Origin of the sequence: Paenibacillus sp. FSL W8-0194 (genome assembly GCF_037969745.1) — a bacterium.
Lineage (GTDB): Bacteria > Bacillota > Bacilli > Paenibacillales > Paenibacillaceae > Paenibacillus_AQ > Paenibacillus_AQ cookii.
Map to the genome: position 1 here is coordinate 3,038,452 of NZ_CP150205.1, position 25,385 is coordinate 3,063,836.

Below are 25,385 nucleotides of genomic sequence, written 5' to 3' on the forward strand. Positions count from 1 at the left end.
AAAACGCAAGGTATTTTTTCAGCCCCAAACGGCGTCCATCCTTTCGTCATCCGGCAGCTTCTCCAAGCAACGGTTCATTATTCGCTCCCTTCACAGTCCTAAGCTGGCGAAAGATAAATACGCATGAAAAAAAGCTCAGCATCCGCTGAGCTTCGTGTTCGAAAAGCCGCTTTCCTATTTTCCTATTTCCACCATTCATCGAACGGCGTCACCGGGAGCTGCCGTTTATGTTCCGTATTTTTGTAACGTTTTTCGATTTTTTCGCGATTTTCGGGATCGACCTGCTGCCCGGTGAGATATTCGTCGATGACCGTATATTTCATGCCCAGCTCCGTTTCATCCGCCTGCTGCGGTTTATGGTCGAGCAAATCGGCGGTCGGCACCTTCAAATACAGCCGCTCGTCGGCGCGGAGCTCTTTCAGCAGCTCGCGGCCTTGTTCCTTGGTCAGCCCCGTCAGCGGCGTCACGTCCGCTCCTCCGTCCCCGAATTTGGTGAAAAATCCGGTCAACGCCTCTGCCGCATGATCGGTTCCGACCACGAGGCACTGACGTTCTCCGGCAATCGCGTATTGGGCGATCATGCGCATTCTGGCCTTCACGTTGCCTTTATGATAGTCCGACAAACCGCTCCCCGTCGCATCCGCGTAGGTCAGAGCCAGGGCATTCACCGAGCTTTCGATGTTGAAGACGATGGACTCATCCGGCTTGATAAACGCCAGCGCCGCCTGCGCGTCGTCCTCATCCTTCTGGGTGCCGAAAGGAAGCCGGACCGCGCAAAACGAAGCTTCGTACCCCTCCGCGCGCAGCTCTTCGGCGGCCAACTGGCAAAGACGCCCGGCCAGCGTGGAATCCTGTCCGCCGCTGATGCCCAGAACGAAACCTTTCGCTCCGGCTTTTTGGCAATAGGCTTTGAGAAAATCCACCCGTCTGCGGACCTCCTCCTTCGCATCGATCGTCGGTTTTACGTTCAGCTCTTTCATGATCTGCTCTTGTGTGTTCATCGTTTTTGCATTCTCCCTTTTATGGATTTTCAGAGGCTTACGTGTACAAATTATGGGCTTTAATGTAGCTGTAGCATTTTTCGGGCACCAGATACCGGGGTTCTCCCCCCATTTTCAATTCGTCCCGGATATAACTCGAGCTGATCTCCATGGCCAGCCCTTTATCGATGAGATGAAACGTTTGCCCGTCGTCGCTGTTGCGCAAAATCGGCGACTTGCTGATGGCCGTGAGCATGTTGATGCCGTCTCTCGCCATGACGATAAATTTGTTTTCCTGTATCAGCTCTTCGGACTTCTTCCATTTGCCTTCCCCGATATCCAGCAGCAGGTCCGCGCCCATAATAAAATAAATTTCGTCCTCCGGAAACTTGGCCTTAAAATGCTTCAAGGTCAAATACGTCGCGATTTCCCAGCCGGCCTGCTTCATTTCGTAATCGTCCGCAATGAATTTGTCATTGCCTTCGATCGCCATGAGGACCATGTTCCAGCGGTGTTCATCGCTGATATGGAGCTGCTTGTCGGTTCTTTTGCTCGAACAGGGAAGAAAAATCACGCGATCCAGCTTGCAGCGCTGCGCCACCGTGCTTGCCGTCCACAAGTGCACGTTCGTGATGGGGTCAAAGGACGAGCCGTAAATTCCGATTTTAGCCATAGGTCCTCCTTAAGCTTGAACCCTCCGGTTCACTTTTTGCTGAACTTCCTCGATCCGTTTCATTTTGTTGTCCCAGCATTCCTGGCTCAAGTTGACCGGATATTCCGCCGGGTTGAGCAGGCGCTTGTATTCATCCCACAGCACGTTCAAGTTTTCCTTCACGAAGGCTTGGATCTCGCGCAGGTCGGGCAGCCGATAAACCAGCTTGCCGTCTTCGACGATTGTATGGTGAAGCTCCTTCGCTTCGAAATTCGTCACGAACTTCGCAATGTACGTATGGACCGGATGGAACATTTTCAGGCGATCCTGCTGCTGCGGTTCTTCGTGCTCCAGCGCGATGTAATCTCCTTCCGATTTGCCGCTTGCTTTATTGATGATGCGGAATACCCGCTTGCGGCCGGGCGTCGATATTTTTTCCGGATTCGAGCTGATTTTGATGGTGTCGACCATGTCCCCGTTTTCGTCCTCGATGGCGATCAGCTTATACACGGCCCCTAATGCCGGTTGATCGTATGCCGTGATCAGCTTCGTGCCGATTCCCCATACATCGATTTTGGCCCCTTGAGCCTTCAAGTTCAAAATGGTGTGCTCGTCAAGATCGTTCGACGCGTATATTTTCGTGTCCGTAAATCCCGCCTCGTCCAGCATTCTGCGCGCTTCCTTCGACAAATACGCCAGGTCGCCGCTGTCCAAACGGATTCCTTTAAATTTTATCCGATCGCCGAATTCCTTCGCAACCTCGATCGCCGTCGGGACCCCGGAGCGCAGCGTATCGTACGTGTCCACCAGAAACACGCAGTCGGTATGGCACTCGGCATATTTGCGGAAGGCGGTGTACTCGTCGCGATACGCCTGGACCATCGCATGGGCATGCGTGCCCGCCGTCGGAATGCCGAACAGCTTTCCTGCCCGGACATTCGACGTCGCGTCGAAGCCGGCAAGAAAAGCAGCCCTTGTGCCCCAGATCGCCGCATCCAGCTCCTGCGCCCGGCGGGTTCCGAATTCCATCGTCGTTTCGTCCCCCACGACCTGCTTGATCCGGGAGGCTTTGGTGGCAATCAACGTTTGAAAATTGACGATGTTCAGCACCGCGGTTTCGATCAGCTGGGCTTCCGCCAGCGGAGCTTCGATTCGCAGCATCGGCTCGTTGGCAAACACGAGCTCCCCTTCCCTCATCGAGCGGACCGTTCCCGTGAAGCGGAGCGTTCGCAAATAGTCGAGGTATTCGTCCGGATAACCGTCTTCCTTCAAAAATGCCAAGTCGCTGTCCGAGAACCGGAAATCCTGGAGATAACGGACAAGACGCTCCAACCCGGCAAACACCGCATAGCCGTTTTGAAACGGAATTTTGCGGAAATATACCTCGAATACCGCCTTGCGGTCGTGAATTCCGTCCTGCCAGTACACTTGCGTCATGTTGATTTGGTATTTGTCCGTATGCAGCGCCAGGCTGTCATCCGGGTAAAGCGCTTCAGGCATTCCAACCGTTTGATCTGTCATGGCCAACATCCTCCCTTGTGCGAGTTCGAAAAAAGTCAGACGACCTTCGCGCCCAGCGAACCTTCAAAATGCCGCAAAGCCCAAGCATGGCCTTCCGGATCGAAGCTCGCCACCGCATCCTTATGGATCACAAGATCGAATCCCTTGTTGTATGCATCCACGGCCGTATGCAAAACGCAAATGTCCGTGCAGACGCCCACGAGATGAAGTTCGGTAATGCCTCTCGCCCGCAGCCGAAGCTCCAGGTCGGTGCCCGCGAAGGCGCTGTATCTGGTTTTATCCATCCAATAGACGTGTTCCGAATCTTTATGGTCATCAAATACGCCCTGCAGAGCTCCGTAGAGATGGCGGCCTGCGGTGCCGTCAATGTTATGCGGCGGGAACAGCTTCGTTTCGGGATGGAGCGTATCCCCGGCCTTGTGCAAATCGACGGCAAATACGACGAAGTCCTGATTATCCACGAATTCCTTCGTCACTTGCACGATGCGCTGCTCGATGTTTTGCCCCGGCTCGCCGCAGGTCAGCGCCCCGTCGGCTGCCACGAAGTCGTTGGTGTAATCGATGTTAATCAGTGCCTTTTGATTCGTTTTCGTCATCGCAAATTCCTCCTGATCCATTAGCTTCATCTTACTTTTTGGCGTAATAAATGGAACTGTTCACCGGTGCGTCGTTAAAACGGTACAATTGCGTCGGTTTCTTGGATGTGCGGGTCGTCTTTTTTCCGGCGATTTCCTCGATGAAAGGCAGCGTCTTGATTTTGCGGGCGAATGCGGCATCCAGCGCGATGGCCGTATCGTCGGTGACGGTCAACAGCACCGCCTGCAGCTCAGAGTACGTAAACTCTTCGGGCAAAAAGGCTTTTGCCGCCGTCGTCTCAAGCAGCTTTTTGCGGATGACGGCCACCGCATCCCGAATGATCGTCTCATGGTCAAAAGCCAGATCGAGCTTAAACACTTCATCCACCGGAAACAGCGCAACCTCGCTCGCATCATCCTGCGCCACGCGATCCGCAAGCCGGTGTTCAGGCACGATGGCGTAATGGGCGTTGGAGATGATCCAGCCGCGGGGGTCGCGCCCCGGCTTGTCGTACACCCCGAAATGCTCGAGATGAATCCGGTCCACCCCGGTTTCTTCTTTTAACTCCCGCTGCGCCGATTGAAACGCGGTTTCGGTTTCGCCGACGAATCCTCCGGGCAAAGCCCATTTGCCCGCTTCGATGTTCGTACGCCCTTCGCTGTCGGTCATGCTTCGCTTGATCAGCATAAGGTTCAGCTTCATGGCGGGCGGCTTGAACGCTTCGGTTTTGTCGCTCAAGATGGTAAATACGGCAATATCCGAGGTGTAGCCGTCCGGCGTTCGGTATTTTTTAACGTCGTATTGCTTGAGCGCTTGTTCGTTGGACATGAAGACAGCCTCACTTTGTATGATTATTTAACATTTAATGATTTGTTAATTGTATTATAGCTTCAGTTTATGTCCTTGTCAACCATTATGTGCCAATCGATAGGCCAGAATCCCGTTTGCATCAAAAAATAAAAAAAGTGCCCCAAGCAGCACATGGCTGCCTGAAGCACTGTTATCGCACTTATCTTATATCCGATAAAATATGTCGTTACTCTGCCGTTACCGTTTTGCCGGGTTTGGCCGTTGCCGGTTCGCTTGCGGCGCCGGCTTCGCCTTGCGCCTGGTTCGTCGAACGAAGCGGCAGCTCCTTCAAGAAAAATACGAGCAGGAGCGCGACGACGAGGACCAGCGTACCGGTCAGGAACACCGTCGAAAGCGTGTTGCCCAGCGCATCGCGGATGCTGTCGATCATCTGAGCGAAGAGCTGTTTGGCTTCCGCCGGCAGGCTGGCTTCGGTCTTTTCGACGAGCGGCTTGTTCATCAGCGTTTGCGGGTTGGCAAAAGACAGCATATTCTGGGCCAGCTTCGGATCCAATTTGCTGAAATCCGGAGCGCTCGCCGATTGGAGAGCTTCCTTCAGGTTTTTGGTCAAGCTATTGGACATGACGGTACCCATGACCGCGATGCCGATCGTACCCCCGAGGTTACGGAACAGCTGCGTGGAAGCCGTCACGACGCCAAGCTCTTTATGCGAAACGGCGTTTTGGGTGGCCAGCGAGAAAACCGGCATGCCAAGGCCCAAACCTACGCCGAAAATGATCAAGCTGACGATCGTCATCCACAAGCTGTTCATGAAAATCATGATCCCCATCCCGATGATCATGATCGGCATGCCGATCAGCGCAAACCGTTTGTATTTGCCTGATTTTGCGATCAGCTGACCGGTAATGGCGCTTGTTATAACCATGCACAAGGACATCGGCAGCGTGACATAACCTGCATACGTCGGCGAAATGGCCAAAACGCCCTGCACGTAGAACGAAATGTAGATCATCGCGCCCATCAATCCGAAGTTCATGATAAAACCGATAATGTTCGAAATGGTTACGACGCTGTTTTTAAATAAATGCAGCGGAAGAATCGGTTCCTTCACTTGCGTTTCGACGAAAATGAAAATCAGGGCGGATACGACCGCGCCTCCGATCAAACTGAGAATTTGCCAAGATCCCCACGGATATTCCGTACCTGCCCAAGAGAACGCGAGCAGCAGCGGAACGATCGTCGTCGTTAGGAACAAAGAACCCCAGTAGTCGATATGCTGGCCTTTCTTTTTGTCGACTTTCGGGAACAACATCATAATCATGATAAATGCCACGATGCCCAGCGGCAGGAAAATCCAGAACAGCCAGTGCCAATCGATATGGTCGACCAAATAGCCGCCGAGCGTCGGTCCCAACACGCTGGAGAAGCCGAATACGGCGGTCATCAAGCCCATCCACTTGCCTCGTTCGCGCGGCGGGAACAAGTCGCCGACGGCCGTAAAGGCGGTGGACTGGATGATCCCCGCGCCGATCCCCTGAATCCCGCGGTAAATAATAAACTGATAGACATCGGTGGAGGTCCCCGTCAAAAAGGCCCCGACCATAAAAAACAATATACCGATCAGTATGAACGGCTTCCGTCCAAACATGTCGGACAGCTTACCGACCAGTATGGTGGCGATGGTGGACGTCAGCAAATAAATGTTGATGGTCCACGTGTAATAGTCCATGCCATCCAGAATCGCGATAATGCGTGGCATCGCCGTGCTTGTGATCGTCTGGTTGATAGCTGCAAAAAACATGGCGGCCATGATCGCGATCATGATCGTTATTTTACGTTTAAGCGTTAAATGCTCCATTCCCTCTCCTTCACCTCTAACCGTTGTTATGTTCTATATTCAAAAGCATCGAAGAGAAGATTCTTCTCAAATGCTGAATATCTTCCTCGGACAACATGCCGAAAAATACCTGGATGACCTCCTTCTGATCATCTTTGATTTTGTCTATGATCTCGTAGCCTTCTTGCGTGATCATCGTGTACACCACCCGGCGGTCGTCTTCCGCCCGCTCCCGCTTGACGTAACCCGCTGCGATGAGCTTGTCGGTCAAGCTTGTGATGGCCGGGGACGTTAATCCCAGCGCCTCCGCCAGCTCCGATACTTTCAAGGAGCCGCGCATGTTGAGGGTATACAAGACTTGAAACTGCGGAAACGTGAGATTGTATTCCTTGGTGCTGATTTTGTTCCATTCCTGGGACATGCTTTTCAGCAGTTGGCGGAACATCCCCGAGACTTCAAACAATAGTTCGTTCTTAGGCAAAATGCCAACCTCCTTGTACGTTTTCAGGTGCTTTGTCATAAGGATTTTGCGAACATTGACGAGAGAAGTCCGCCTTCGGGATTCCGCGCAAAACCCTTTGCTGAAATCTTTGAAATAATTAAGTTTTATTTAAATAAGGCGTAAATAAATAAACGACTTAATCATTTAACACTTAAGTAATATACTCCGTCGCAAAGACGAAGTCAAGCAAATTTTATGTACATAATTTCATAATAAAATGAATGCAGGTACCGTCACAGGTCGAAAGAAAAAAACAGGCCCCCGTTAGGAGAACCTGCTTTCCTGCTTGTATCGAGATTCCAGCTGCCCGTCCAAATCCATTACATGAAGCGGCGAGAAATACGGGCCATGCTTGTCGGCGCCTGCAAATTCAGAGGTCAGATCGACGCCAAACTCTCCCGCATGTTAATGAATCCCTTTGCTGCATCGAAGCAATCCGTGACCATCGCCGCAAACGATAGATTCGGAAGCCAACCGATAATCGGCCGAAACGACGACGGCTTCCGCTTTTTCCGCCAGCGCCTAGCACGGATTCTAGACCCTCCTTTCCTTCATTTATGCTTTCAAATGAGTACGATCATACGTCGTGCCGCGCCAGGTCATGCCTCCCCGCCGGCCGGCGCGGTAAGCCCCTCGAAAGCCTCCGATCGTCAGAATGAGGCCTATCAAAGGATGGGCAATGCCATACCAAAAACCGCTGCCGGAATACCTTGCATAGATGAAATAGAGCCATAATACGGATATGATGCTTACGCCGCATAAAACGCGCGCGGAGAGCGGACCGATAAACAACCCGATCCAGGGATAAATCATCGTCAACAGGCAGGAGACCGCGGTGATGACGGCCTTCGGGTAACTGAACACCGATTTTTCCACGCTTCCGATGAGCTGGCTCAAACTTTCGTACCAATTCCAGACGCCGATCATCCGGGTTCCGTAAACCGCATCTTGGCGGTATCCCCCCTGCTTTATCCGTTTTCCAAGCTCGGCATCATCCGTCGTGACGTAAGAAAAGGCTTCATGGGTTCCGATCTTCTCGTAAGCCTCCCGTTTGACCAGATTAAACGCCCCCACGCCAAGCGAATGCGATGCCTTCGGATCTTTGATTTTCCACAGTTGGCCGAAGGAAGACGCACTCATGAAAATAAAAGAGGCATACCATTTGGAAAGCGCATGCGGACCGATAAAATCGGGAATCATGGTCAGATGATCCAGTTCATGGCGGTCCATGTAAGCAACGGCTTTGGCGATGCACGACGGCTGAAACAAAATATCCGCATCCGTGAACAGCAGCCACTCTCCTTTGGCCATTTTCGTGCCTTGGAATAACGCGTGGCTTTTTCCCATCCATTGTTCGGGCAAATCACGCACGTCCAGCGCGGTAACGTTCGGATAAGCCTGTGCAAGCTTCGCCGCGATCGCGCCGGTGCCGTCTTCAGAGCGGTCGTTGACCACGATCACTTCCAGCGGGTCGTAGGTTTGATTCATTAACGATTCGACGCAGCGTTCCAATGCCTTTTGTTCGTTTCTCGCGGCAATGACGACCGAAATGTACGGCTGCCGCCCCGCCGTCTCTTCCCGGGTACGATGCAGGATGCCGATCTTTCCGGCGTTGGCCGTAAAAATGATCGCAATGCTTCCCCACATCAGCACGTTGAGTCCCCCCAATACCCAATACACCCAACTCATGATCTTCCACCACTTTCGAATATTTTGAACGATCGTTCTAATCTTGATAAAAGAAATAGAAGTTGTAGCTCCGATCTAATCTTATAGCAACATGAATAGAACGTTCGTACTAATATTATCATAATGGAAATGATTTCAATTGGCAATGAATGAAACTTTTGTTCTTCGACAAAAAAATCATGTACAATGTAAACACGGAAAAATCAAGCCGGAACCGGAACACTAAAACGACCAAGGAGATTTTGCATGCTTAACTTCCTAAAACATGATGATCGGCATCCGGATCGGGAGCAGCTTCGGGCCGACTGCGGGCAATGCTTCGGATTGTGCTGCGTGGCCCTGCCTTATGCCGCATCGGCAGACTTCGCGTTCGACAAATCGGCCGGGACGCCTTGCCGGCATTTGAATGAGGATTTCCGCTGCGGCGTCCACCAGAAGCTTAGAAACCTCGGCATGCGCGGGTGTACGGTGTACGACTGCTTCGGAGCCGGGCAAAAAGTATCCCAACAAACGTACGGCGGGCGCGACTGGCGCCAGGACCCGAAAAAAGCGCGCCAAATGTTCGACGTGTTTCCCGTCATGTGGCAGCTTCATGAGCTGCTGTGGTATTTGACGGAAGCACGTTCTCTGGAACCCGCGTCCCCTATTCATGAGGAGCTGGATGAGGCGCTTCAGGAAACTTGGCGGCTCACGGAGCTTGATCCCGAATCGCTCCTAAGCATCGACATGACCGCCTATCGGGCAAGCGTGAACGTCCTTCTTCTTCGCACTAGCGAGCTTGTCCGCGAAGACGGGCGGCGCAGACATCAAGGACCGCTCAAACAAAAAAAGGTTGCCGGCCGCGGGGCCGACCTCGTCGGGGCCAAACTGAAGGGAGCCGATCTGAGGTACCAAAGCTTGCGGGGTGCTTACCTCATTGCGGCCGATCTCAGGTCGGCAGACTTACGAATGGCCGATCTGATCGGAGCCGATTTGCGGGATGCCGATCTTCGGGGCGCCGACCTCCGGGGAAGCCTCTTTCTCGCTCAAGCCCAGATTAACGCCGCAAAAGGAGATGCCCGTACCAAGCTGCCTCCTTCCTTAATAAGGCCCGAGCATTGGCGATAGTGTAAAATCTCTGTGGGTGTAGGAATTGGAAAAAGCGGATATAGAAAAAGAGCTTCTCCCTTGGTAAAGTGATGTTTGACGCACAACACACCAAGAAGGAGGAAGCTCCTGTGAGCCACTTTACCACAATAATGCCGACGATGAAAGAGATTGAGCAATGGATTTTCCGGAAAATGCAGGAGGAATTCGCTCGTGCGATGAAGCAGGTGCTGGAGGCGCTGGATCAGCAGATCCTGGAGCAACGGGACCGAGAGCGTTATCGAGTAAAGGACGAGCGTGAAACAAGCGTCAACACAGTGTTCGGGAATGTGCGCTTTAAGCGGAGATTGTACTGTGACCGTAGAAGCGGCAAACACGTGTATCTGCTGGATCAGCTGTTGCAATTCGAAGGGCGCGGGAAAGTCAGTCCGCATTTGGAAGAGACAGCAATCGCATTCGCAAGCCAAGGACCGTCGTACCGGGACAGCGCAAAGCGGCTGGAGCAGCTTTTGGGCTACAATGTGCTGAGCCACCAAGCGATCAGGGAAAAACTGATGGAGCGTGCGCAACAGCCGATGCCAGCGGTGAAACGGCGCGCTGCCCGCGTGCTGTTCGTGGAAGTGGATGGGCTGTACACGAAGCTGCAGCGGAGCAAAAAGCGCGGGATGGAGAACGCAATTGCAGTCGTACACGAAGGCTGGGAGAAGAACGGCAAGCGGGTACAGCTGAAGAACAAACAGCATTACCTGCATACGAGCGGCGGCGACTTCTGGGAAGGGTTCGGGGACTTTCTGGTGGAGCGTTACGAAATCGACGAGAACACGTGGCTTGTGGTGAACGGAGACGGCGCGGCGTGGATCGGGGAATGTACATCCTACTTTCACCAATGTCTGTACATGCTGGACCGCTTTCATGTGGCGCGTGATTTGAAACGCTTTGTTGGTCATTTGCCGCAGGTGTGGGAGACCGTGAGACGGTCTTTGGCCAAACAGGATGCAGCCGCGCTTATGGCGGTCCTGGAAGGCGTGTCGGAGCAAGAGATAGCGGAAGAGAACCGGAAGGATTGGAAGCCGTATAAAAGATTTCTAAAGCGGCATGAGAAGCATTTGGACGACTACCGAAAAACACTCCAGGCGAAGGGGATCGACACAAGCGGCATGCGCCCGATGGGAAGCGCGGAATCGCAGATGCGTATATTCGCCAAGCGGACGAAGCGTGGCGGGTACAGTTGGAGTGAGCGAGGCGTCAGGGCGATGCTGAGGACGATGATGAGGATTCAAGAAGCGGGCACGGTGGTAAGAACGGTTGAAGGACAAGCGAGTAAGCAGGCAACGCCGCAGCAGTCGATAAACATGCGGCAATTGCTCAAGAACGTGACGCAACCGGTCAAGGGTTGTATCGCTGGAATGATTCGCATGCTGCAAGGACCGAAGCAAAGCAGCACAACGGGTATGGCACTCAAAGCACTTCGCGGATAACGGCAAAAAATTCTGACAAATCACTTGTGTTTGATGAAAGAACGAAGCAAAGCGCTTACAAGGAAGAGGTTCCTTCGGGGTTCGCGTTCCAGGCATCTTAAATGACTGCCCACGCTAGCTTGACACTGACAGCATTGGCAAGCGCATTGACGGAACGCTGCATTTCATAAATAATAAACAGTCAAGCGACAGATCTTTTACAGGTCTGGCTTGACTGTTTTTATTTTTTTGCGGCTTGACGTATTCACATGGGGTTTCTGGTGGTAAGTATCTTATGGACCCATTTGAATGATTACGAAGGAGGATGACAACCATGGGCAAAAAAATCGCAACCCTCATCACCGACATGTTCGAAGACGTCGAGTTTACCGATCCGGCCAAGGCTTTCAAACAGGCCGGCCATGAAGTGATAACCATTGAAAAAAGGGCCGGACAGCAAGTCACAGGCAAAAAAGGAGAGAAGGTCAGCATCGATCTGGGCATTGATGAAGCGAAACCGGAGGATTTCGACGCCCTGCTCATCCCCGGCGGATTTTCTCCGGATATCCTGCGCGCGGACGACCGTTTCGGCGAATTTGCCAAAGCCTTCGTGCAAGCAGGTAAACCGGTGTTTGCCATCTGCCACGGACCGCAGGTGCTGATCGATACCGATTTGTTGAAGGGCGTTGACATAACCGGATACAGATCCATCCGCAACGATCTGAAAAACGCCGGCGCCAACTACAAAGACGAAGAAGTGGTCGTAAGCCGCAACATCGTCACGAGCCGCACGCCGGACGATTTGCCTGCCTTCAACCGCGAGTCCTTGAAGCTGTTGGCGGATTAAACGGTGCTCGTTACCGGTTCGAAAGCGGTCTGAACCATACAGCCCTCGCCTTGTTCGATAAGGCGAGGGCTTTTTTCTTACCCCGGCAACGCCCATTCCATGGATCGCGCCGCCGAGCAAATAATAATCCCCTTCAAAGGGGATAATTGTAATGCATATCAAAGGAGGCCCAGCCCGTGGAAAACGAATTCGGCGGCTTTTCACCAAAGCCGGAGGAAATCAAACAACGGCTCAACCATATCGCGGACGGCGTCGACGCGTTGATTTCGTCTTTGGATCAGCAGAAAATCGGCATTCTTAAAGAAGTCAGGCAGCTCTCCAAACGGTTTGCGACTACAAGCAAAATGGCATCCGCCTACCACTTGAATCGGTTGCTCTTTCCATATACCACGAAATGCGACGTCATCCTTCAAACATTAGGGCAGCTTAGCGACATCCGCAGAGGTGCGCTGATCGTCATCGAACGGGAAGATCCGGTCGACGAATGGATCACCCGGGGCACGCCCTTGTTCGCCGAAATATCCGGCGAGCTCCTGGATTCCATCTTCCATGTCGGAAGTCCGCTGCACGACGGGGCCGTGCTGATCCGCAGCGATAAGATCGTCTCGGCAGCCAACATCCTTCCCCTTACGAAAAAGATTTACAAAGGCAAAAAGCTCGGAACCCGGCATCGCGCCGCCATCGGCTTGTCGGAACGAACGGATGCCTTGGTTTTCGTCGTATCCGAGGAGACGGGGAAAGAGTCGTTTTCGTTTAACGGAGCCCTTTACCCTTTTCAAACCATCAGCCCGTAACGGTCGAAAGCATCACTGGGAGCGTGACATGACATTATGAATAACAAAAACTGCCGGGACAATCCCGCCCTTCTTCAAGCGGAAATGGCAAAGCAGCTCAACCGGGTCGCGGAAATTCTGCGGCACGGGATTTCCACGTTCGATCAAAACGACATTCAAATCCTGAACGACTTGGAGGAAATATCCAAGGAATTTGCCGATTTGGAAATGCTGGTATCCACGTATTTTCTGAATTGCCTGCTGACGGAATATACGGAATCCAGCAAGGAATTGTCCCGCGCCGTCCACAAAATGAGCTTGAAGAGGCAGCAGGCGTTGATCGTTCTGGAAAAAAGCGACCCGGTAACCCCCCATATCCAGGGAGGAACCCCTATTAACGCCCAAATTTCAAGTCCCTTGCTGGAATCGATTTTTTATCCGGGAAGCAAGTTGCAGCAGGGCGCCGTGCTCATCAAAGCCGATACGGTCCTTTCCGCAGGAAATGTACTTCCCGTCACGCAGCAAATATTTTGGGATCGGCTGTTTGACTTGAACGAGGCCTCCGCCGTCGGCTTGTCGGAACGGTGCGATGCCTTGATTTTGCTGGTCGCGGCGAATGGAACCACGTCGTTTTGCCTGGAAGGAAATCTCTATCCCTTCTCGACCGCCTGATAAACAAACAGCGCGCATGGCCTGATCCGCTGCCTGCTTTCATGATTCTTCGTATCTCAAACTTTTAGACGCCGGTCCTCTTTGCCGCCTCTTGGTGCATATACCGATCCGCCTCATCCCAGGGGACGCTGAATCCTTTCCCTTTGGCGCAAAAAATCGACGTGGACGTGTATTCGGGATCGGCGTTTTTGTCATAACTTTTGGCCGCAATCACTTCCTCCGCGTTGCCGCAAGGCCGGTAACCCGCCAGCCGGAGCGTGAGCACGCCTTTGCCTTTCGTGAAAGCGGCAACCTCCGCCGGATAATCCATCATGGTGGCGACGGGGGCCTGCCCGGTGATCACCGCCGTGTCTCCCTCGATATCCGGAGCGTCGAAGACGCCGCGCGCCTGCTGGATATCGGACATCACCCGGCCGATGTGATCGACGCCGACTTTCAGCTTGAAGTCGTACACTGGCTCCAGCAGTACATTTTGCGCCTTTTCCAGCCCTTGCCTCAGCGCCCGGAGCGTCGCCTCCCGAAAGTCGCCTCCTGACGTATGTTTGTTATGTGAACGGCCCGTCAGCAGCGTCACGACGACATCCGTCACGGGAGAGCCCGTGAGCAGGCCGCGATGTTCCTTCTCCGTCACATGCTGGCCGATCAGATGCTGGTATCCGACGCCGAGATCGTCGGGATGGCATTCGTTAACGAACTTGACGCCGCTGCCCGGAGGCCCCGGTTCGATCTTTAGATGGACCTCCGCATAATGGCCTAACGGCTCGAAATGGCCCGAACCGATCACCGGGTCCGCTACCGTTTCCTTGTACAGAATTTCAGGCTTTCCGAACGAGACAACCAAGTTGAAACGGTCATATACGACCTGCTTCAGCACTTCGAGCTGGATCATGCCCATGACGTGAATGTGCAGCTCCTGCAGCGATTCGTCCCAGTTTACCGTCAGCGACGGGTCCTCGGCATCCAATAGTTGAAAGCAGCGCAACACCTCCCGAATCGATACGGCAGGATCGAACAACACCTTCGATTTCAGGGCCGCAACAAGCTCGTAAGGCTTTCGTTCGCCGATTTGGCCGATTCCCGCACCGGCCGTTAGGGAGCTAATCCCCGTCACAGCCACGAGCTGACCAGCGCGGGCTTCATCTACCGCGGCATATTTTTCGCCGTTATAAATACGGATCGATGTGATTTTTTCCCGCAACCGTTCGCCGCCGTTGCTTTCGTATTCGATTTCGTCCCTGACGCGCAGCCGGCCTTGCAATAGTTTCAAATGGGTCAGCCTCACGCCCTGCGCATCATGGCGGATTTTGACCGCACGAGCTGAAAGTTCGCCCGACGAATCCCGGTTGACCTCCGCAAGCATGCACAGGTTCGCAAGAAATTCTTGGACTCCCCTATCCTGCAATGCCGAACCGCACATGACCGGGAACAGGCAGCGTGTTTTCACCAAAAAACGCAAGCTTCGAATCGCGGACTCTTCATCCGCTAGGCCATCCAAATACATCCGCAGCAGCTCCTCATCCCGTTCCGCGGCGAATTCCAGCACCTCTTCGGGGATGCCTTCCGCTAAAGAACCCTGAAGGATCACGGCGTCCGGAGTCAGATGATGGCGGATCTCCTCCAGCACGGCCGCGGCATCCGCCCCTTCGCGGTCCATTTTATTGATGAAAAACAGCACCGGCACCCGGTACGCCTGAAGCAGCTGCCATACCGTCTCGGTATGCCCTTCGACGCCTTCGACCGCGCTCACGATCATGACCGCATAATCCATCGCCTGGACGGCCCGCTCCATTTCCGCGGAGAAATCGACGTGCCCCGGCGTATCGATCAAATCGTAAGTCGAATCCCCGTACGTCATGACGGCCTGATCCGCAAAAATGGTAATGCCGCGCGCCCGCTCCAGTTCATGGCTGTCCAGGAAGGCATCCTTATGGTCCACCCTTCCCCTGCTGCGAATGCTGTTGGTATGGTATAAAAGCTGCTCCGCAAACGTCGTTTTTCCCGCATCGACATGCGCCAGCAGCCCGATGGTGATATTTGTGTCTCCCATGAAGCGATCACGCCCGTCCCTTCTGTAAAAATCTCATTTTGAGTATAACAGAAAAAGGCGGCGATCCGTTCATCAATCCGGGATAAAAATCATTTCCGGGCAGATCAAGGTTTCTTCCAGGAGTCCTTCAATGGCACGATCCGGTTAAACACCAGCTTGCGCGCCTTAGGCTTCATTGGAATTCAAGCAAAAATACCCGTGCCTTAAAAACTGATATTTCGCCCTGGGATCAGCATGCCGCATGGACGGTTCCAGCACCGCGTTTTCCAGCTTGATCAGCGAATCCGGGTTCACGAGCGCTTCCCAATCATTGCCGGATTCGAGAATCGGCGCGCCTTCCCGGAGCAGCTTATCGTATAAGCGTACTTCTGCGGTTACAGCGTGTTTGGCCGACACCATAAAAACAAAAAAATCCCGCCTCCAAGACGATGGGTCTTGGGGACGAGATTTGCGTTCGCGGTGCCACCCGGTTCGCGGAATATATCGCTATATCCGCCTCTTCCGGTACGGCAAGCGCGTTTAAGCTGCTTATACTTCGCCCGATCCGATTCCACTAATCCCCGGCGTCTTCATCATGCACCGACTCCGCCTCATAGAGATGCCCTTCGTGGTAATTCACGTCCATCCGCAGATTGTTGGCGATGGTCCGGCTGATTTCGCCTTGTTCGAACATGTTCTGAATTTCGTTGCGTTCGGCCTGAATCGCCTTCAGTTCAAGCTCCCTGCGTCTGGCATCGGTCTCCCTTCCCGTTTCGGCCGGGACCTTGTCGTCAAGCAGTTGAAGCTCCATCCCCCGGTAATCGGCGAGAATGCTTCGTATCATTTCGCGGTTCTGGTCGGTTTCCATCGATTTGACCTGCGCGATGGCCGCACGGACGGCTTCCAGTTTGAGCGCTTTATAGAGCTTCCATTTCGGATGCGAAGGATCGAATGCCGCCTCTTTATGTCTCGCCCTGCGTATCGCCCGCTGCAGTCCGCCCCATCCGAGAACAAGCAGTTTTTTGAACTTTCTACTGGTCGTGAGCAGCATTTCGATCCGGCTAAGCGACGATTGGAACCGGTCTGCGAGCTTAGGTGAAATTCGCCCTTCCTGCAGCCACCGTTCCGCGGTTTTTCGTTCCGCTTGGAGCGCTCCGATTCGGATGTCGAGCGCCTGCTTCCATGCTTTTCCGGACTCGTCCTTATTGTGGAACCTCGCCATTTGAAGCCTGTGGTTGTAGGCCCTGATCAGTTCGAGTCCTTCCCGCCGGTTATCGTCGTTCATCTCTTCGCGCACCGCGCATAATCCCGCTTCAAGCACGCGAATCCGCGCAGACCTTTCCGTCTCGGCCAGCTCTTCGGGATCAGCTTTGGCTTCCCTCGTCAAGATCGGCAGCAACACGCTTGCAATGACGAGCGTTAACAGGATGACGCCCGAGCAGATAAACAATATCAGGCTGCGCTCCGGAAACGGGCTATTGTCGGCCAGCGTCAACGGAATCGAAAAGGCCGCGGAAAGGGTTAAGGCCCCCCGGACGCCGGATAAAGCCGTCAGCAGCGCCGATTTAAAATGCCGGTTGGCCGCCCACACCCAAACGAAGCGAAGCAAAATCAACACGGCGGTGATCAGAAGGATATATCCGATCACTTGTCCGTTATTGTAGGCAGGGTCTTTCCATACCTCAAGGATGACTCCCGGAATTTCAAGCCCCAATAAAATGAACACCAGACCGTTCAGGCAAAAAAGAATGACCGACCAGGTGCTGTCGGACACGACCCGCAGCCGGGCGGAGCCGCTCCTCATCCGGTCCCGTTCGATGGCATGCGTTACTCCGGCGGCAACGACGGCCAAAATCCCGGAAACATGCATTTCCTCGGCGACCCAATAAATGACGAACGGCGTCAGGATGATGATCAGCATATGCAGCGTTACATCCTCCATCCCCATGCGGCGCAGCTGCATCCGCATCCCGATGATCAGAAAACCCAATACGACGCCCGCGATGACCCCGCCAATGGCGATGACGAGAAAGCTCCCGATGGCCTTCGGCAAGGAAAAATGCCCGGTCACCGTCGCGGCGATCGCAAAATTAAAGGCAACCAGGCCGGAGGCATCGTTCATCAGCGCTTCGCCTTCCAGCAGGTGCATAATTTTGCCGGGGAGCTTCGCCCTGCCCGACAAGGAACTGACCGCCACCGCGTCCGTCGGCGAAAGAATGGCCGCAAGCGCAAAAGCGGCGGACAGCGGAATCGCGGGGATCATCCAATGAATGAACGGTCCTGCGATAAGCACCGTCGCAAATACGAGTCCCAAGGCGAGCAGCAAAATGCTCGATCGGAGCTGCCACAGCTCGTCCCGCGGCGTCATTTTGCCGTCGTTAAACAGCAGCGGCGCGATGAACAGCAGCAGGAACAGCTCCGGATTCAGCGGGATGTGGTGAAGCCCGGGCAAAAACGCCGCCACCACCCCCAATGCAATCTGAATGATGGGTACCGGAACGACGGGCAAAAAGTGGTTGACGACATTCGATATCCCTATAAGAATCAGCAGCACCAGCACCATTAAAAGTATTTCCATTGATTAGCGCGCCCCTTTTAGCCCGAAGGATCATTTCGATTGGCATGGCAGAATAAGAAACTGGATGAATTACCTTTTATTTTGAACCAATTCCCCATGCTTTATCATCCTCCATGTATTACCCGTTTCCGCGCAAAAAGAAAACCCGCTCGAAAAGCGGGTCAGGCGGTGGCATTCCCATCCATCATGGCGGCTTCTCCCCTTCGGACCGAATGCGTCTTGTATGTTCCTTGTTCGTCGATTTCCAGGCAATTCAGCTGTTTTCCAAATGCGCAGCCGCCGTCGATCCCGATTTTATCCCCTGCGGGGCTAAACCAGATGTCGGCCGACTCATGAAGATATATGACCGGGGTATGACCGAATACAACCTGCTGCCTCAGCCCCGTCCGACGCTCAAAAAAAGGCTCCCGGATCCAAATAAAATCGTCCTGCGGCTGGTTCCTCCAGTCGTCATGCTCCGGATTGATGCCGGCGTGCACAAAAATATGCTCGTTCGTTTCATAATAAAGCTCCAGGCTGCCGAGAAACTCCAAGTGCTGTTGATAATGTTTTTTGATGTGCGCTTTTGCTTCGTCGTAACGTTCCCGGGTCATGTCCCCGCCAAAAAAATCGGCGCCGCAGTAGCTTTCGAGCGTTTGACGGGCACCGTTGCGGATCCATCTGGCATTAAACGTTTCGGTATCCTTCACGATGGCATCGTACATCATCTGGTCGTGGTTGCCGCGAAGCACGGTCACGTTCCATATTTCCTTAAAAGCTTGAACCTGTTCCACGACTCCCCTGCTGCTTGGCCCCCGGTCTACGTAATCGCCGAGGAGCACGAGTTTATCGTTGGACGGGTCGTAGTTCACTTTCGTCAGCAGCAGGTTGAACTCGTCCAAACATCCGTGAATATCGCTGATCGCCAACGTTCTAATACGAATCTCTCCTTCTACCTTGCTTTTGTTTTTTTTCAAAAATGTTTCCCTTTTGCGAAACGCTAACTCCGCATCAAGTCCATTTCGAGCTCTTTCTGCAGAGCCATTTCCATCTTCATTCTCAGGCCCGCATATTGATCGATCAGCGGATGGTCGTATCCCAAATAAGCGCCGATTCTTCCCGGCACCGAGTCGTCCTCATGGCTGTTGCTCCAGTGGAACAAATCCCGGTACAGATCGATCATTTTTTCCGTATTTTGCGGTGCGTATTTGATCGGATGCGGATCGCCTGCCAGCTTTACTTCGATTAAATCATGCAACACATGATATCCGTGACCGATCCATATTTCATCGGGCCTATGGTCCCCGCTTCCCCCGCCGACGGGCGTTCGATTCTTCAGGTCCGCGATGATCTCGGCGAACGTCAACCCGGTCATTGGCATGCACATGTAAGCCCACCAATGGCTTCCCGTGCCCGTGCTGTTCAATTCCCAGAAAGGATCCATCAAAATTTGCCGCACCTGTTCTTTTTGCGAAGGTCCAAACATGGATATGCCAAGCAGCAGCCCCGCGTTGCAATCCGTTGAGGCCGTTTTCCCCCAAGACATGAGCTCGGGCACGATGCGTTCATCCGCAAACGTATAACTTAATGCCGGCAAAAATTCAGGAAAAAGCGGCTGTCCGGCCACTATATTCCATTCGTTCTCAAACCGTTCCCGGTACGCTTGGCAAGGAAGATGCAGCAATCCAAGGCAGGCATCCTTCGAGAGATCCCAATCGTCTTGGCTAACGCAAGCGGCCATGTAATCCATATATTTTTCATAGCCCATGTACCCAAGCACATGCAAAATATCGCTTGGCATGTCCTCACGCAGCGATCCCTGGTCGAAGCTAACCCGGGCGATGTCTTCGGCGAGATCCAGGCCGCCGCATCTCATCACCGGATCAAGGAGCAACACGCGCCTGTAATCCGACGGATCTTCCGCAAATACCCGGAATAATGCCCTTGCATCCTCATCGTCTCCATATATGGATATGATACGGCAATAGGCCGTAATGATGGCGGAGTCGGTTCTCGGGTCGGCTTCGAGCCGATGAATGAGTTCTTTCGTGGTTTGAATCATGCTGCAGATCTCTCCCGTTTCTCTGTCGTCTATGCCCTCCATAAATAAAACCAACTCCATACGGAGTCGGTTTCAGAGAGTTATATGAATGGCCATTCGATGTTATTATTCGATCAAATCAAGGAATTTTCCTTCTTGACGCGGCTTTTCTTCATGGCACCGAACAACGCGATCACGCCGTACATCGGAATCACGAAATAGAACACCAGCGCCATATAAAACAGTCCGTCCGGTCCCGGATTCAGGCTGAATGCGGTGACAAGCCCGGCAAGCAAAACGGCGTTTATGATGCTCGCGATCAATATTTCATGTTTTTTCCCAAACATAACGACTCCAATCATCGCTGCGGTGAACAATGCAAGAATCAACGTGGTCATGGAACATTCCCCCTCGGTAACGGTGATGCTTTATCATACGCAATGATGCCGCATCCATTCACAATTTAGACACAATTAAGTTACCTCCAAGATACCACATTTAAACACCGATGAAAAGGCTTTCAATAAAAAATAGGCGATTTGGATCAAAAAAATCATAGGCCCTTTTCTTCATGCCAACGTATCATTCTCCAAACTCCGTCCGCTTCTTTTCTCCACGTTTCCAGAGAGAGGGCCCTGACGACCTTAGCGCCATTTATGTACGTTATGCCATAAGATACGGCAGCTTGATTCTCCGATTGGGGAATGACCGTCACCCCCGAAAACATGAACCTGAATCGTTGGCCTTTGTAATAGGCCGCTGCCTCCTTATTCCCCTCCCGGATCTGCCCGGCATTGTACGTCTCAATGGTTCCGGATGAAGGCATGTAGAGCGTGCCTTGGAAGTCTTCTGAATATAAAGCGTTCATCTCTTCGTACTCCCCCGCGGCAAAACGGTTATGCAATTCCTGCAGCCGGTATATTTGAGCGGCAACTTCGGATTCCATACTCATAAAGATCATCCTCCTTTTTGGATATTTTTTGCAGTATAACATATTTATCCGCCTTGCGCGCCGAATGCTTCCATTTTCCTGGCAGCACAAAAAAAACGAGCACAGGGAACCATGAGCGGTCTTTTGCCGTTTCGGCGGCCCGTTTCCGCCAACTAATATTGCGTCCAGTAATCCAAGCTGCTCGTTGCCGTTTTTTTGCGCGCTGGATAGCCATCTTCCCAGCCTTTAAGAATCAGAACCGATTGGGTTTGCTGTTTGTCTTCCCAGACAATAAACCCCTGATTTTCCAAGGAAGCAAGCGCACGAACGATGTCCTGCCGGCTTCTTCCCGTTTTGATGATGAGTTCCCGCATGGAAGGCATTCTCCGCCGCCCGCTGGAATAGTTGTAAAAAATCCGGAGTATTTTCCGTTCGATGTCAGCAAGCACTGCGACGATCCCCTTTTCCGGTCGGCTTCCATGCCAAAATGTTCTCCGCCCGAAAGGTTCGCGGTTCCCCCGTTTGCAGGCAGGTCGCGCGAACGAGCGGGCCGCGAATGCCCTTCACCTCGATTTTGCGCTGCGTGATGTTTCCGGCTCGGTCGATATACACGATTTCCAGACATTGACCGACGTATTTTTGCGGCATGAATATCCCTCCAAACAAGAACTTTTGTTCTTATTATATGCGAACATATATTCGATATTCAATGTTAAAAAATACAAATTGGAAGGAGGGCAGCGGATGTTGACGCATCCGACGTTCATAAAAAAGAACAAAAAAAGACAGCTCCCTTTCGGGAGCCTTAGGGGTTATGCGAATAGGTCATTATTTCAGCAAGCCTACCAGAGGCATAATCGAACGCATGACATTCATGCCGATTTGGATGGTGGGGATGATTTTGCCGATGAAGCCGAACATTCCCGTTCCGCTTCCGTCCGCTTCTTCCGATCTGTTCAGATTGGCGGATGGCGCGGGCCGGCTGGATCCCCCGCCGAACAGAAGACTTAATATGCCGGATACATGGGCCTTGTTCCTGTTCTCCAAAATCGCCGCCGTTCGCTGCGGATCGGCCCATACTCCGCTAAGGACGACGCCGCGGCGGTCTTGTTTCTTCACCGTGCCGATATAGCTGCTGCCGTCCTTCAACACGACAAGCACCGGTTTTCCCGTCCATTTGGACGAGCGCCGTCTCTGTTTCTTCTTTTTAACAGGCATCGATTTCACCTCGGGCAGTCATTTTCAAGAATCGTCTGTCATTGACCTTGCAGGTAATAGTGTATTCTAGGTTTCTACGATATTCTTGTGTTTTTTGCCATAGATTAGATAGCCTGGCCAGGCGGCCCGCCCGCGCAGAAAAAAAGCGCGATGGATTAATCCATCACGCCGTAGGGAAGATGTTGCGGAATCGGCTCGGGCCGTTCGCAGCTGCTTTTCATGATGTAATATCGGTCCTGTTCGGAAGAGTCGTGGAAGGCGTGCATCGCTTCAAGAACATGGAAGCCCAAATCGCCGCTCACCCGGTTTTTTCTGCCGCTTTTCAGCGCATAAACCATATCAAGCACGCCGATGCCCCGCGAATTCCCGGTATAGCCGTGGGACAGCGGGATTTCCTTCCACTCCTGGCTGTCATGACGCTTGAGCGTGACCGGCCCGCCGAACGTATTCGGATCCGGGACGACAAGCGTTCCCTGGCTTCCGTAAATTTCGATGCAAGGCAGCCGGCTCCCGCCAAACACGTCAAAGGAGGTAATCATCGTACCGATCGCCCCGCCGTGGAAATCGAGTACGCCCGCGACATGGGTCGCCGTCTCCACCGGGATCGTTTGCCCGAATTTTTTGGCGCTGGTGATCGTCCGCTCAGGATAGGAGATCTTTGCCATGCCGGCTATGCGCTTGATCGGACCCAACATGGCGACCAAGGCCGTCAGGTAATACGGCCCCATATCGAACATCGGCCCTCCGCCTTTGGCGTAATAAAACTCGGGATCCGGATGCCAATGTTCATGCCCTCTCCCCATCATAAACGCCGTTGCGGCCACGGGCGTGCCGATCCAGCCATCCGCAATAAGCTTGATGCAGGTTTGAATGCCTCCGCCAAGGAACGTGTCCGGGGCGCTGCCGACGAGAAGCCCTTTTTCTTCGGCTTTAGCCAAAATGGCTTGCCCTTCTTCGCGGGTAACGGCCAGCGGTTTTTCGACGTACACATGCTTCCCGGCTTCCAAAATATCCAGGCATACCTGACCGTGCGCAGCCGGAATCGTAAGGTTGACGACCAGCTCGATCTCCGGATCCGCAAGCAGTTCGGCAACCGTGCAGCCCTTGGCGATTCCGAATCGTTCGGCTTTTTCCTTGGCCCGGCCAAGATCCAAATCCGCGCAGGCGGTGACTTCAACCGCCGGGAACGTTTTTAAATTCTCAAAATAGATGGAGCTGATATTTCCGCATCCGATAATGCCGACATTCATTTTCTTCATGATGATGAACGCTCTCCATTCCTATAAAAATTTATACCTGGCTGTCCATCATGCCGGTATACCCGCTTCCCGCATGCTGACCCGCTGCCTTCGTTTTGCCTTCCGCCGCCCACAGCATGCCTCTGCGCATGATTTCCTTCACCGGCGGGAGCTCGAGCACGTTCGCCTGATGCCCAAGCGAGCAATAGAACACCCGTCCGAGTCCCCACCGTTTGGTCCATGCGACAGGCATATCAACGGATTTGTTATACACGTGAGGCCCGTCGGCAACCGGGAACCGGGTCGTTGCCAGCACTTCGACCGCCGGGTCGACATGGAGGTAATACTGCTCGGTGGACACGTCAAAATCTTCGATCCCCTCCACGATTGGACTTGACGTATTGGCAATGTGGATACGGTGAGGGGTCCCGTCGTTTCCGGGATGGGCCACCCAGTTGCCGCCGGTCATAAACTGCCAGTCGACGTTGTTGCGGAAGGCGTCGCACATACCGCCGTGGCAGCCTGCTAGACCGACTCCGTTCTGGACGGCCTCGGACACGCGGTTAACCCGTTCCTGGCTGATTTCGCCCATCGTCCATACGGGGATGATCAGGTCAAGCGTTTTCAATTTTTCGCCATCGTCGAAAGCCGCAAGCGTATCGGAAACTTCGACTTCATATCCTTCCCCTTCCAAAATGCCGCGGAATAAGGCCGATACTTCCTCAGGTTGATGGCCTAACCAGCCTCCCCAAACGATTAGCGCTTTTTTCATGTCAACATCTCCTTAGGCTTAAGCTCATATTTTAAAGCTCCTCGGTGCGCACCCATCTTCTCTCCGCGATCGACAAATCGACGGCTTCAAGCACCTGCTGGCATTTCACGCCGTCCGCAAAATTCGGAACGGGCTGCCGGTCTTCGCGGATCGCCTGAAGCAGCTCGACCGTTTCGTGGATAAACGTATGTTCGAATCCAATGGTATGTCCCGGCGGCCACCAGGCTTCGGCATAAGCGTGCGCGGGATCGGTCGCCAGAACGCGGCGGAAGCCCTGCACGTCTTCGGCATCCTCCGTGAAATAAACCTGCAGTTCGTTCATCCGTTCGAAATCGAATTTCAAGCTGCCTTTGCTTCCGTTGATCTCGAAGGAATTCGTGCAGCGGTGGCCGGCGGCAAAGCGAGTCGCTTCAAAGCTTCCCATTGCGCCGTTGGCGAATTTCGCCAGGAACAAGGTGGCATCGTCCACGGTGACGGGGCCTTTCTCGTCCGATTGGTTGCCCTTGGCGCTTAGACCGCTCATGGAGCCCGGCAGCGGCCGTTCTTTGATAAACGTCTCGCTCATGCCGATGACTTCCTCAATGTCGCCCACAAGGAAGTGGGCCAAGTCGATGATATGCGCGCCCAAATCCCCATGGGAACCGGAACCGGCGATATCTTTCTGGAGGCGCCATACGAGCGGAAATTCCGGATCGATGATCCAGTCCTGCAAAAACCAGCCCCGGAAATGATAAATTTGTCCCAGACGCCCTTCCTGGATCAGCTTGCGGGCAAGCTGCACGGCGGGGGCAAATCGATAGTTGAATCCGACCATATGTTTGACCCCTGCCGCTTCGGCTGCCGCCAGCATCTCCCGGGAATCCTCGAGGGTCAGCGCAAGCGGTTTCTCGCAGAGCAAATGTTTTCCTGCTTTCGCCGCTTCGAGGGCGATTTCTTTGTGCATATCGCTTGGAGCATTGATATCGATGAGGTCGATGTCATCCCGCCCGACCAGCTCTTTCCAGTCCGTGACATATTCCTCCCAACCGAACTGTTTTGCGGCTTGGGACACCCCTTCCGCGTCGCGGCCGCAAATCGCCTGCATGACGGGATGAACGACGTCCGGGAAAAACATCGGAATATCGCGGTATGCATGGCTATGCGCCTTCCCCATAAATTTGTAGCCTACCATTCCTACTCGAATCTGCTGCATTGAATACG

General features: G+C 53.3%; 26 protein-coding genes. 5 read left to right on the forward strand and 21 right to left on the reverse strand.

Going from position 1 to position 25,385, the window contains the following annotated elements; genetic code table 11:
- Nucleotides 1-182: 182 nt before the first annotated feature.
- The 8 genes from nadE to MKY58_RS13755 form a co-directional block, all read right to left on the reverse strand.
- Entirely contained in the window at nucleotides 183-1,001 is an 819-nt protein-coding gene (gene nadE / locus MKY58_RS13720; RefSeq protein ID WP_339320770.1) for an ammonia-dependent NAD(+) synthetase, read from the reverse strand.
- A gap of 37 nt (nucleotides 1,002-1,038) precedes the next feature.
- Complete coding sequence (gene nadD, locus MKY58_RS13725) at nucleotides 1,039-1,653, reverse strand: nicotinate (nicotinamide) nucleotide adenylyltransferase (RefSeq protein ID WP_339320771.1); 615 nt, start codon at nucleotides 1,651-1,653, stop codon at nucleotides 1,039-1,041.
- A gap of 9 nt (nucleotides 1,654-1,662) precedes the next feature.
- Entirely contained in the window at nucleotides 1,663-3,153 is a 1,491-nt protein-coding gene (locus tag MKY58_RS13730) for a nicotinate phosphoribosyltransferase (RefSeq protein ID WP_339320772.1), read from the reverse strand.
- Nucleotides 3,154-3,188: 35 nt separating this feature from the next.
- Entirely contained in the window at nucleotides 3,189-3,749 is a 561-nt protein-coding gene (locus MKY58_RS13735) for an isochorismatase family cysteine hydrolase (RefSeq protein ID WP_339320773.1), read from the reverse strand.
- A 31-nt stretch (nucleotides 3,750-3,780) separates the two neighbouring features.
- On the reverse strand, nucleotides 3,781-4,557 hold the full coding sequence (locus MKY58_RS13740; RefSeq protein WP_339320774.1) for an NUDIX domain-containing protein: 777 nt from the start codon (nucleotides 4,555-4,557) through the stop codon (nucleotides 3,781-3,783).
- Between the two features lie 208 nt (nucleotides 4,558-4,765).
- On the reverse strand, nucleotides 4,766-6,397 hold the full coding sequence (locus MKY58_RS13745; RefSeq protein ID WP_339320775.1) for a DHA2 family efflux MFS transporter permease subunit: 1,632 nt from the start codon (nucleotides 6,395-6,397) through the stop codon (nucleotides 4,766-4,768).
- A 16-nt stretch (nucleotides 6,398-6,413) separates the two neighbouring features.
- Nucleotides 6,414-6,857, reverse strand: coding sequence for a MarR family transcriptional regulator (locus tag MKY58_RS13750; RefSeq protein ID WP_036712055.1), 444 nt, complete (start codon nucleotides 6,855-6,857; stop codon nucleotides 6,414-6,416).
- 576 nt (nucleotides 6,858-7,433) lie between these two features.
- Entirely contained in the window at nucleotides 7,434-8,567 is a 1,134-nt protein-coding gene (locus tag MKY58_RS13755; protein WP_339320776.1) for a glycosyltransferase family 2 protein, read from the reverse strand.
- Between the two features lie 246 nt (nucleotides 8,568-8,813).
- Between MKY58_RS13755 and MKY58_RS13760 the strand changes: the two genes are divergently transcribed.
- The 5 genes from MKY58_RS13760 (at nucleotide 8,814) to MKY58_RS13780 (ending at nucleotide 13,402) form a co-directional block, all read left to right on the forward strand.
- Nucleotides 8,814-9,674: a pentapeptide repeat-containing protein gene (locus MKY58_RS13760; protein ID WP_339320777.1), complete on the forward strand. Its 861-nt coding sequence runs from the start codon at nucleotides 8,814-8,816 to the stop codon at nucleotides 9,672-9,674.
- A gap of 110 nt (nucleotides 9,675-9,784) precedes the next feature.
- Entirely contained in the window at nucleotides 9,785-11,131 is a 1,347-nt protein-coding gene (locus MKY58_RS13765; RefSeq protein WP_339320778.1) for an ISLre2-like element ISTco1 family transposase, read from the forward strand.
- A 313-nt stretch (nucleotides 11,132-11,444) separates the two neighbouring features.
- Nucleotides 11,445-11,957, forward strand: coding sequence for a type 1 glutamine amidotransferase domain-containing protein (locus MKY58_RS13770; protein ID WP_339320779.1), 513 nt, complete (start codon nucleotides 11,445-11,447; stop codon nucleotides 11,955-11,957).
- 176 nt (nucleotides 11,958-12,133) lie between these two features.
- Entirely contained in the window at nucleotides 12,134-12,751 is a 618-nt protein-coding gene (gene cdaS, locus MKY58_RS13775; protein ID WP_339320780.1) for a sporulation-specific diadenylate cyclase CdaS, read from the forward strand.
- A 36-nt stretch (nucleotides 12,752-12,787) separates the two neighbouring features.
- Nucleotides 12,788-13,402, forward strand: coding sequence for a diadenylate cyclase (locus MKY58_RS13780; RefSeq protein ID WP_339320781.1), 615 nt, complete (start codon nucleotides 12,788-12,790; stop codon nucleotides 13,400-13,402).
- 64 nt (nucleotides 13,403-13,466) lie between these two features.
- Here MKY58_RS13780 and MKY58_RS13785 read toward each other — a convergent pair whose 3' ends face one another.
- The 13 genes from MKY58_RS13785 to MKY58_RS13845 all read right to left on the reverse strand — a co-directional run bounded on the left by MKY58_RS13785 (nucleotide 13,467) and on the right by MKY58_RS13845 (nucleotide 25,377).
- Nucleotides 13,467-15,449 (reverse strand): translation factor GTPase family protein, encoded by a 1,983-nt coding sequence (locus MKY58_RS13785; protein ID WP_339320782.1) that lies wholly within the window; start codon nucleotides 15,447-15,449, stop codon nucleotides 13,467-13,469.
- A 165-nt stretch (nucleotides 15,450-15,614) separates the two neighbouring features.
- Nucleotides 15,615-15,848 (reverse strand): hypothetical protein, encoded by a 234-nt coding sequence (locus MKY58_RS13790; protein WP_339320783.1) that lies wholly within the window; start codon nucleotides 15,846-15,848, stop codon nucleotides 15,615-15,617.
- Nucleotides 15,849-16,002: 154 nt separating this feature from the next.
- Complete coding sequence (locus MKY58_RS13795; protein WP_339320784.1) at nucleotides 16,003-18,006, reverse strand: Na+/H+ antiporter; 2,004 nt, start codon at nucleotides 18,004-18,006, stop codon at nucleotides 16,003-16,005.
- Nucleotides 18,007-18,167: 161 nt separating this feature from the next.
- The gene (locus MKY58_RS13800; RefSeq protein ID WP_339320785.1) at nucleotides 18,168-18,962 is read right to left on the reverse strand and encodes a metallophosphoesterase family protein; all 795 of its coding nucleotides are present in this window, start codon (nucleotides 18,960-18,962) and stop codon (nucleotides 18,168-18,170) included.
- A gap of 23 nt (nucleotides 18,963-18,985) precedes the next feature.
- Nucleotides 18,986-20,047, reverse strand: a complete 1,062-nt coding sequence (locus tag MKY58_RS13805) for a hypothetical protein (protein WP_339320786.1) — start codon at nucleotides 20,045-20,047, stop codon at nucleotides 18,986-18,988.
- 113 nt (nucleotides 20,048-20,160) lie between these two features.
- On the reverse strand, nucleotides 20,161-20,424 hold the full coding sequence (locus tag MKY58_RS13810; RefSeq protein ID WP_339320787.1) for a hypothetical protein: 264 nt from the start codon (nucleotides 20,422-20,424) through the stop codon (nucleotides 20,161-20,163).
- A 155-nt stretch (nucleotides 20,425-20,579) separates the two neighbouring features.
- Entirely contained in the window at nucleotides 20,580-20,978 is a 399-nt protein-coding gene (locus MKY58_RS13815; protein WP_339320788.1) for a DUF4440 domain-containing protein, read from the reverse strand.
- Between the two features lie 152 nt (nucleotides 20,979-21,130).
- Nucleotides 21,131-21,406, reverse strand: coding sequence for a hypothetical protein (locus MKY58_RS13820; protein WP_339320789.1), 276 nt, complete (start codon nucleotides 21,404-21,406; stop codon nucleotides 21,131-21,133).
- Nucleotides 21,396-21,605: a hypothetical protein gene (locus tag MKY58_RS13825; protein WP_339320790.1), complete on the reverse strand. Its 210-nt coding sequence runs from the start codon at nucleotides 21,603-21,605 to the stop codon at nucleotides 21,396-21,398. The genes MKY58_RS13820 and MKY58_RS13825 overlap by 11 nt, the downstream gene beginning before the upstream one ends.
- Nucleotides 21,606-21,785: 180 nt before the next feature.
- Nucleotides 21,786-22,175, reverse strand: a complete 390-nt coding sequence (locus MKY58_RS13830; RefSeq protein WP_339320791.1) for a hypothetical protein — start codon at nucleotides 22,173-22,175, stop codon at nucleotides 21,786-21,788.
- A gap of 155 nt (nucleotides 22,176-22,330) precedes the next feature.
- Nucleotides 22,331-23,434, reverse strand: a complete 1,104-nt coding sequence (locus MKY58_RS13835) for a Gfo/Idh/MocA family oxidoreductase (protein WP_212951040.1) — start codon at nucleotides 23,432-23,434, stop codon at nucleotides 22,331-22,333.
- Between the two features lie 31 nt (nucleotides 23,435-23,465).
- Nucleotides 23,466-24,185 (reverse strand): ThuA domain-containing protein, encoded by a 720-nt coding sequence (locus tag MKY58_RS13840; RefSeq protein WP_339320792.1) that lies wholly within the window; start codon nucleotides 24,183-24,185, stop codon nucleotides 23,466-23,468.
- A gap of 31 nt (nucleotides 24,186-24,216) precedes the next feature.
- Nucleotides 24,217-25,377, reverse strand: coding sequence for a Gfo/Idh/MocA family oxidoreductase (locus tag MKY58_RS13845; protein WP_339320793.1), 1,161 nt, complete (start codon nucleotides 25,375-25,377; stop codon nucleotides 24,217-24,219).
- Nucleotides 25,378-25,385: the final 8 nt, after the last annotated feature.

What these genes read in the sequence shown, in the direction of transcription:
- MKY58_RS13825 (WP_339320790.1), bottom strand. Translation starts at nt 21,605, where the DNA reads ATGCCGCAAAAATACGTCGGTCAATGTCTGGAAATCGTGTATATCGAC.
- MKY58_RS13780 (WP_339320781.1), top strand. Translation starts at nt 12,788, where the DNA reads ATGAATAACAAAAACTGCCGGGACAATCCCGCCCTTCTTCAAGCGGAA.
- MKY58_RS13840 (WP_339320792.1), bottom strand. Translation starts at nt 24,185, where the DNA reads ATGAAAAAAGCGCTAATCGTTTGGGGAGGCTGGTTAGGCCATCAACCT.
- MKY58_RS13760 (WP_339320777.1), top strand. Translation starts at nt 8,814, where the DNA reads ATGCTTAACTTCCTAAAACATGATGATCGGCATCCGGATCGGGAGCAG.
- MKY58_RS13805 (WP_339320786.1), bottom strand. Translation starts at nt 20,047, where the DNA reads ATGATTCAAACCACGAAAGAACTCATTCATCGGCTCGAAGCCGACCCG.
- MKY58_RS13790 (WP_339320783.1), bottom strand. Translation starts at nt 15,848, where the DNA reads ATGGTGTCGGCCAAACACGCTGTAACCGCAGAAGTACGCTTATACGAT.
- MKY58_RS13835 (WP_212951040.1), bottom strand. Translation starts at nt 23,434, where the DNA reads ATGAAGAAAATGAATGTCGGCATTATCGGATGCGGAAATATCAGCTCC.
- MKY58_RS13845 (WP_339320793.1), bottom strand. Translation starts at nt 25,377, where the DNA reads ATGCAGCAGATTCGAGTAGGAATGGTAGGCTACAAATTTATGGGGAAG.
- MKY58_RS13735 (WP_339320773.1), bottom strand. Translation starts at nt 3,749, where the DNA reads ATGACGAAAACGAATCAAAAGGCACTGATTAACATCGATTACACCAAC.
- MKY58_RS13795 (WP_339320784.1), bottom strand. Translation starts at nt 18,006, where the DNA reads ATGGAAATACTTTTAATGGTGCTGGTGCTGCTGATTCTTATAGGGATA.
- MKY58_RS13785 (WP_339320782.1), bottom strand. Translation starts at nt 15,449, where the DNA reads ATGGGAGACACAAATATCACCATCGGGCTGCTGGCGCATGTCGATGCG.
- MKY58_RS13810 (WP_339320787.1), bottom strand. Translation starts at nt 20,424, where the DNA reads ATGACCACGTTGATTCTTGCATTGTTCACCGCAGCGATGATTGGAGTC.
- nadE (WP_339320770.1), bottom strand. Translation starts at nt 1,001, where the DNA reads ATGAACACACAAGAGCAGATCATGAAAGAGCTGAACGTAAAACCGACG.
- nadD (WP_339320771.1), bottom strand. Translation starts at nt 1,653, where the DNA reads ATGGCTAAAATCGGAATTTACGGCTCGTCCTTTGACCCCATCACGAAC.
- MKY58_RS13770 (WP_339320779.1), top strand. Translation starts at nt 11,445, where the DNA reads ATGGGCAAAAAAATCGCAACCCTCATCACCGACATGTTCGAAGACGTC.
- MKY58_RS13745 (WP_339320775.1), bottom strand. Translation starts at nt 6,397, where the DNA reads ATGGAGCATTTAACGCTTAAACGTAAAATAACGATCATGATCGCGATC.
- MKY58_RS13730 (WP_339320772.1), bottom strand. Translation starts at nt 3,153, where the DNA reads ATGACAGATCAAACGGTTGGAATGCCTGAAGCGCTTTACCCGGATGAC.
- MKY58_RS13815 (WP_339320788.1), bottom strand. Translation starts at nt 20,978, where the DNA reads ATGAGTATGGAATCCGAAGTTGCCGCTCAAATATACCGGCTGCAGGAA.
- MKY58_RS13740 (WP_339320774.1), bottom strand. Translation starts at nt 4,557, where the DNA reads ATGTCCAACGAACAAGCGCTCAAGCAATACGACGTTAAAAAATACCGA.
- MKY58_RS13755 (WP_339320776.1), bottom strand. Translation starts at nt 8,567, where the DNA reads ATGAGTTGGGTGTATTGGGTATTGGGGGGACTCAACGTGCTGATGTGG.
- MKY58_RS13830 (WP_339320791.1), bottom strand. Translation starts at nt 22,175, where the DNA reads ATGCCTGTTAAAAAGAAGAAACAGAGACGGCGCTCGTCCAAATGGACG.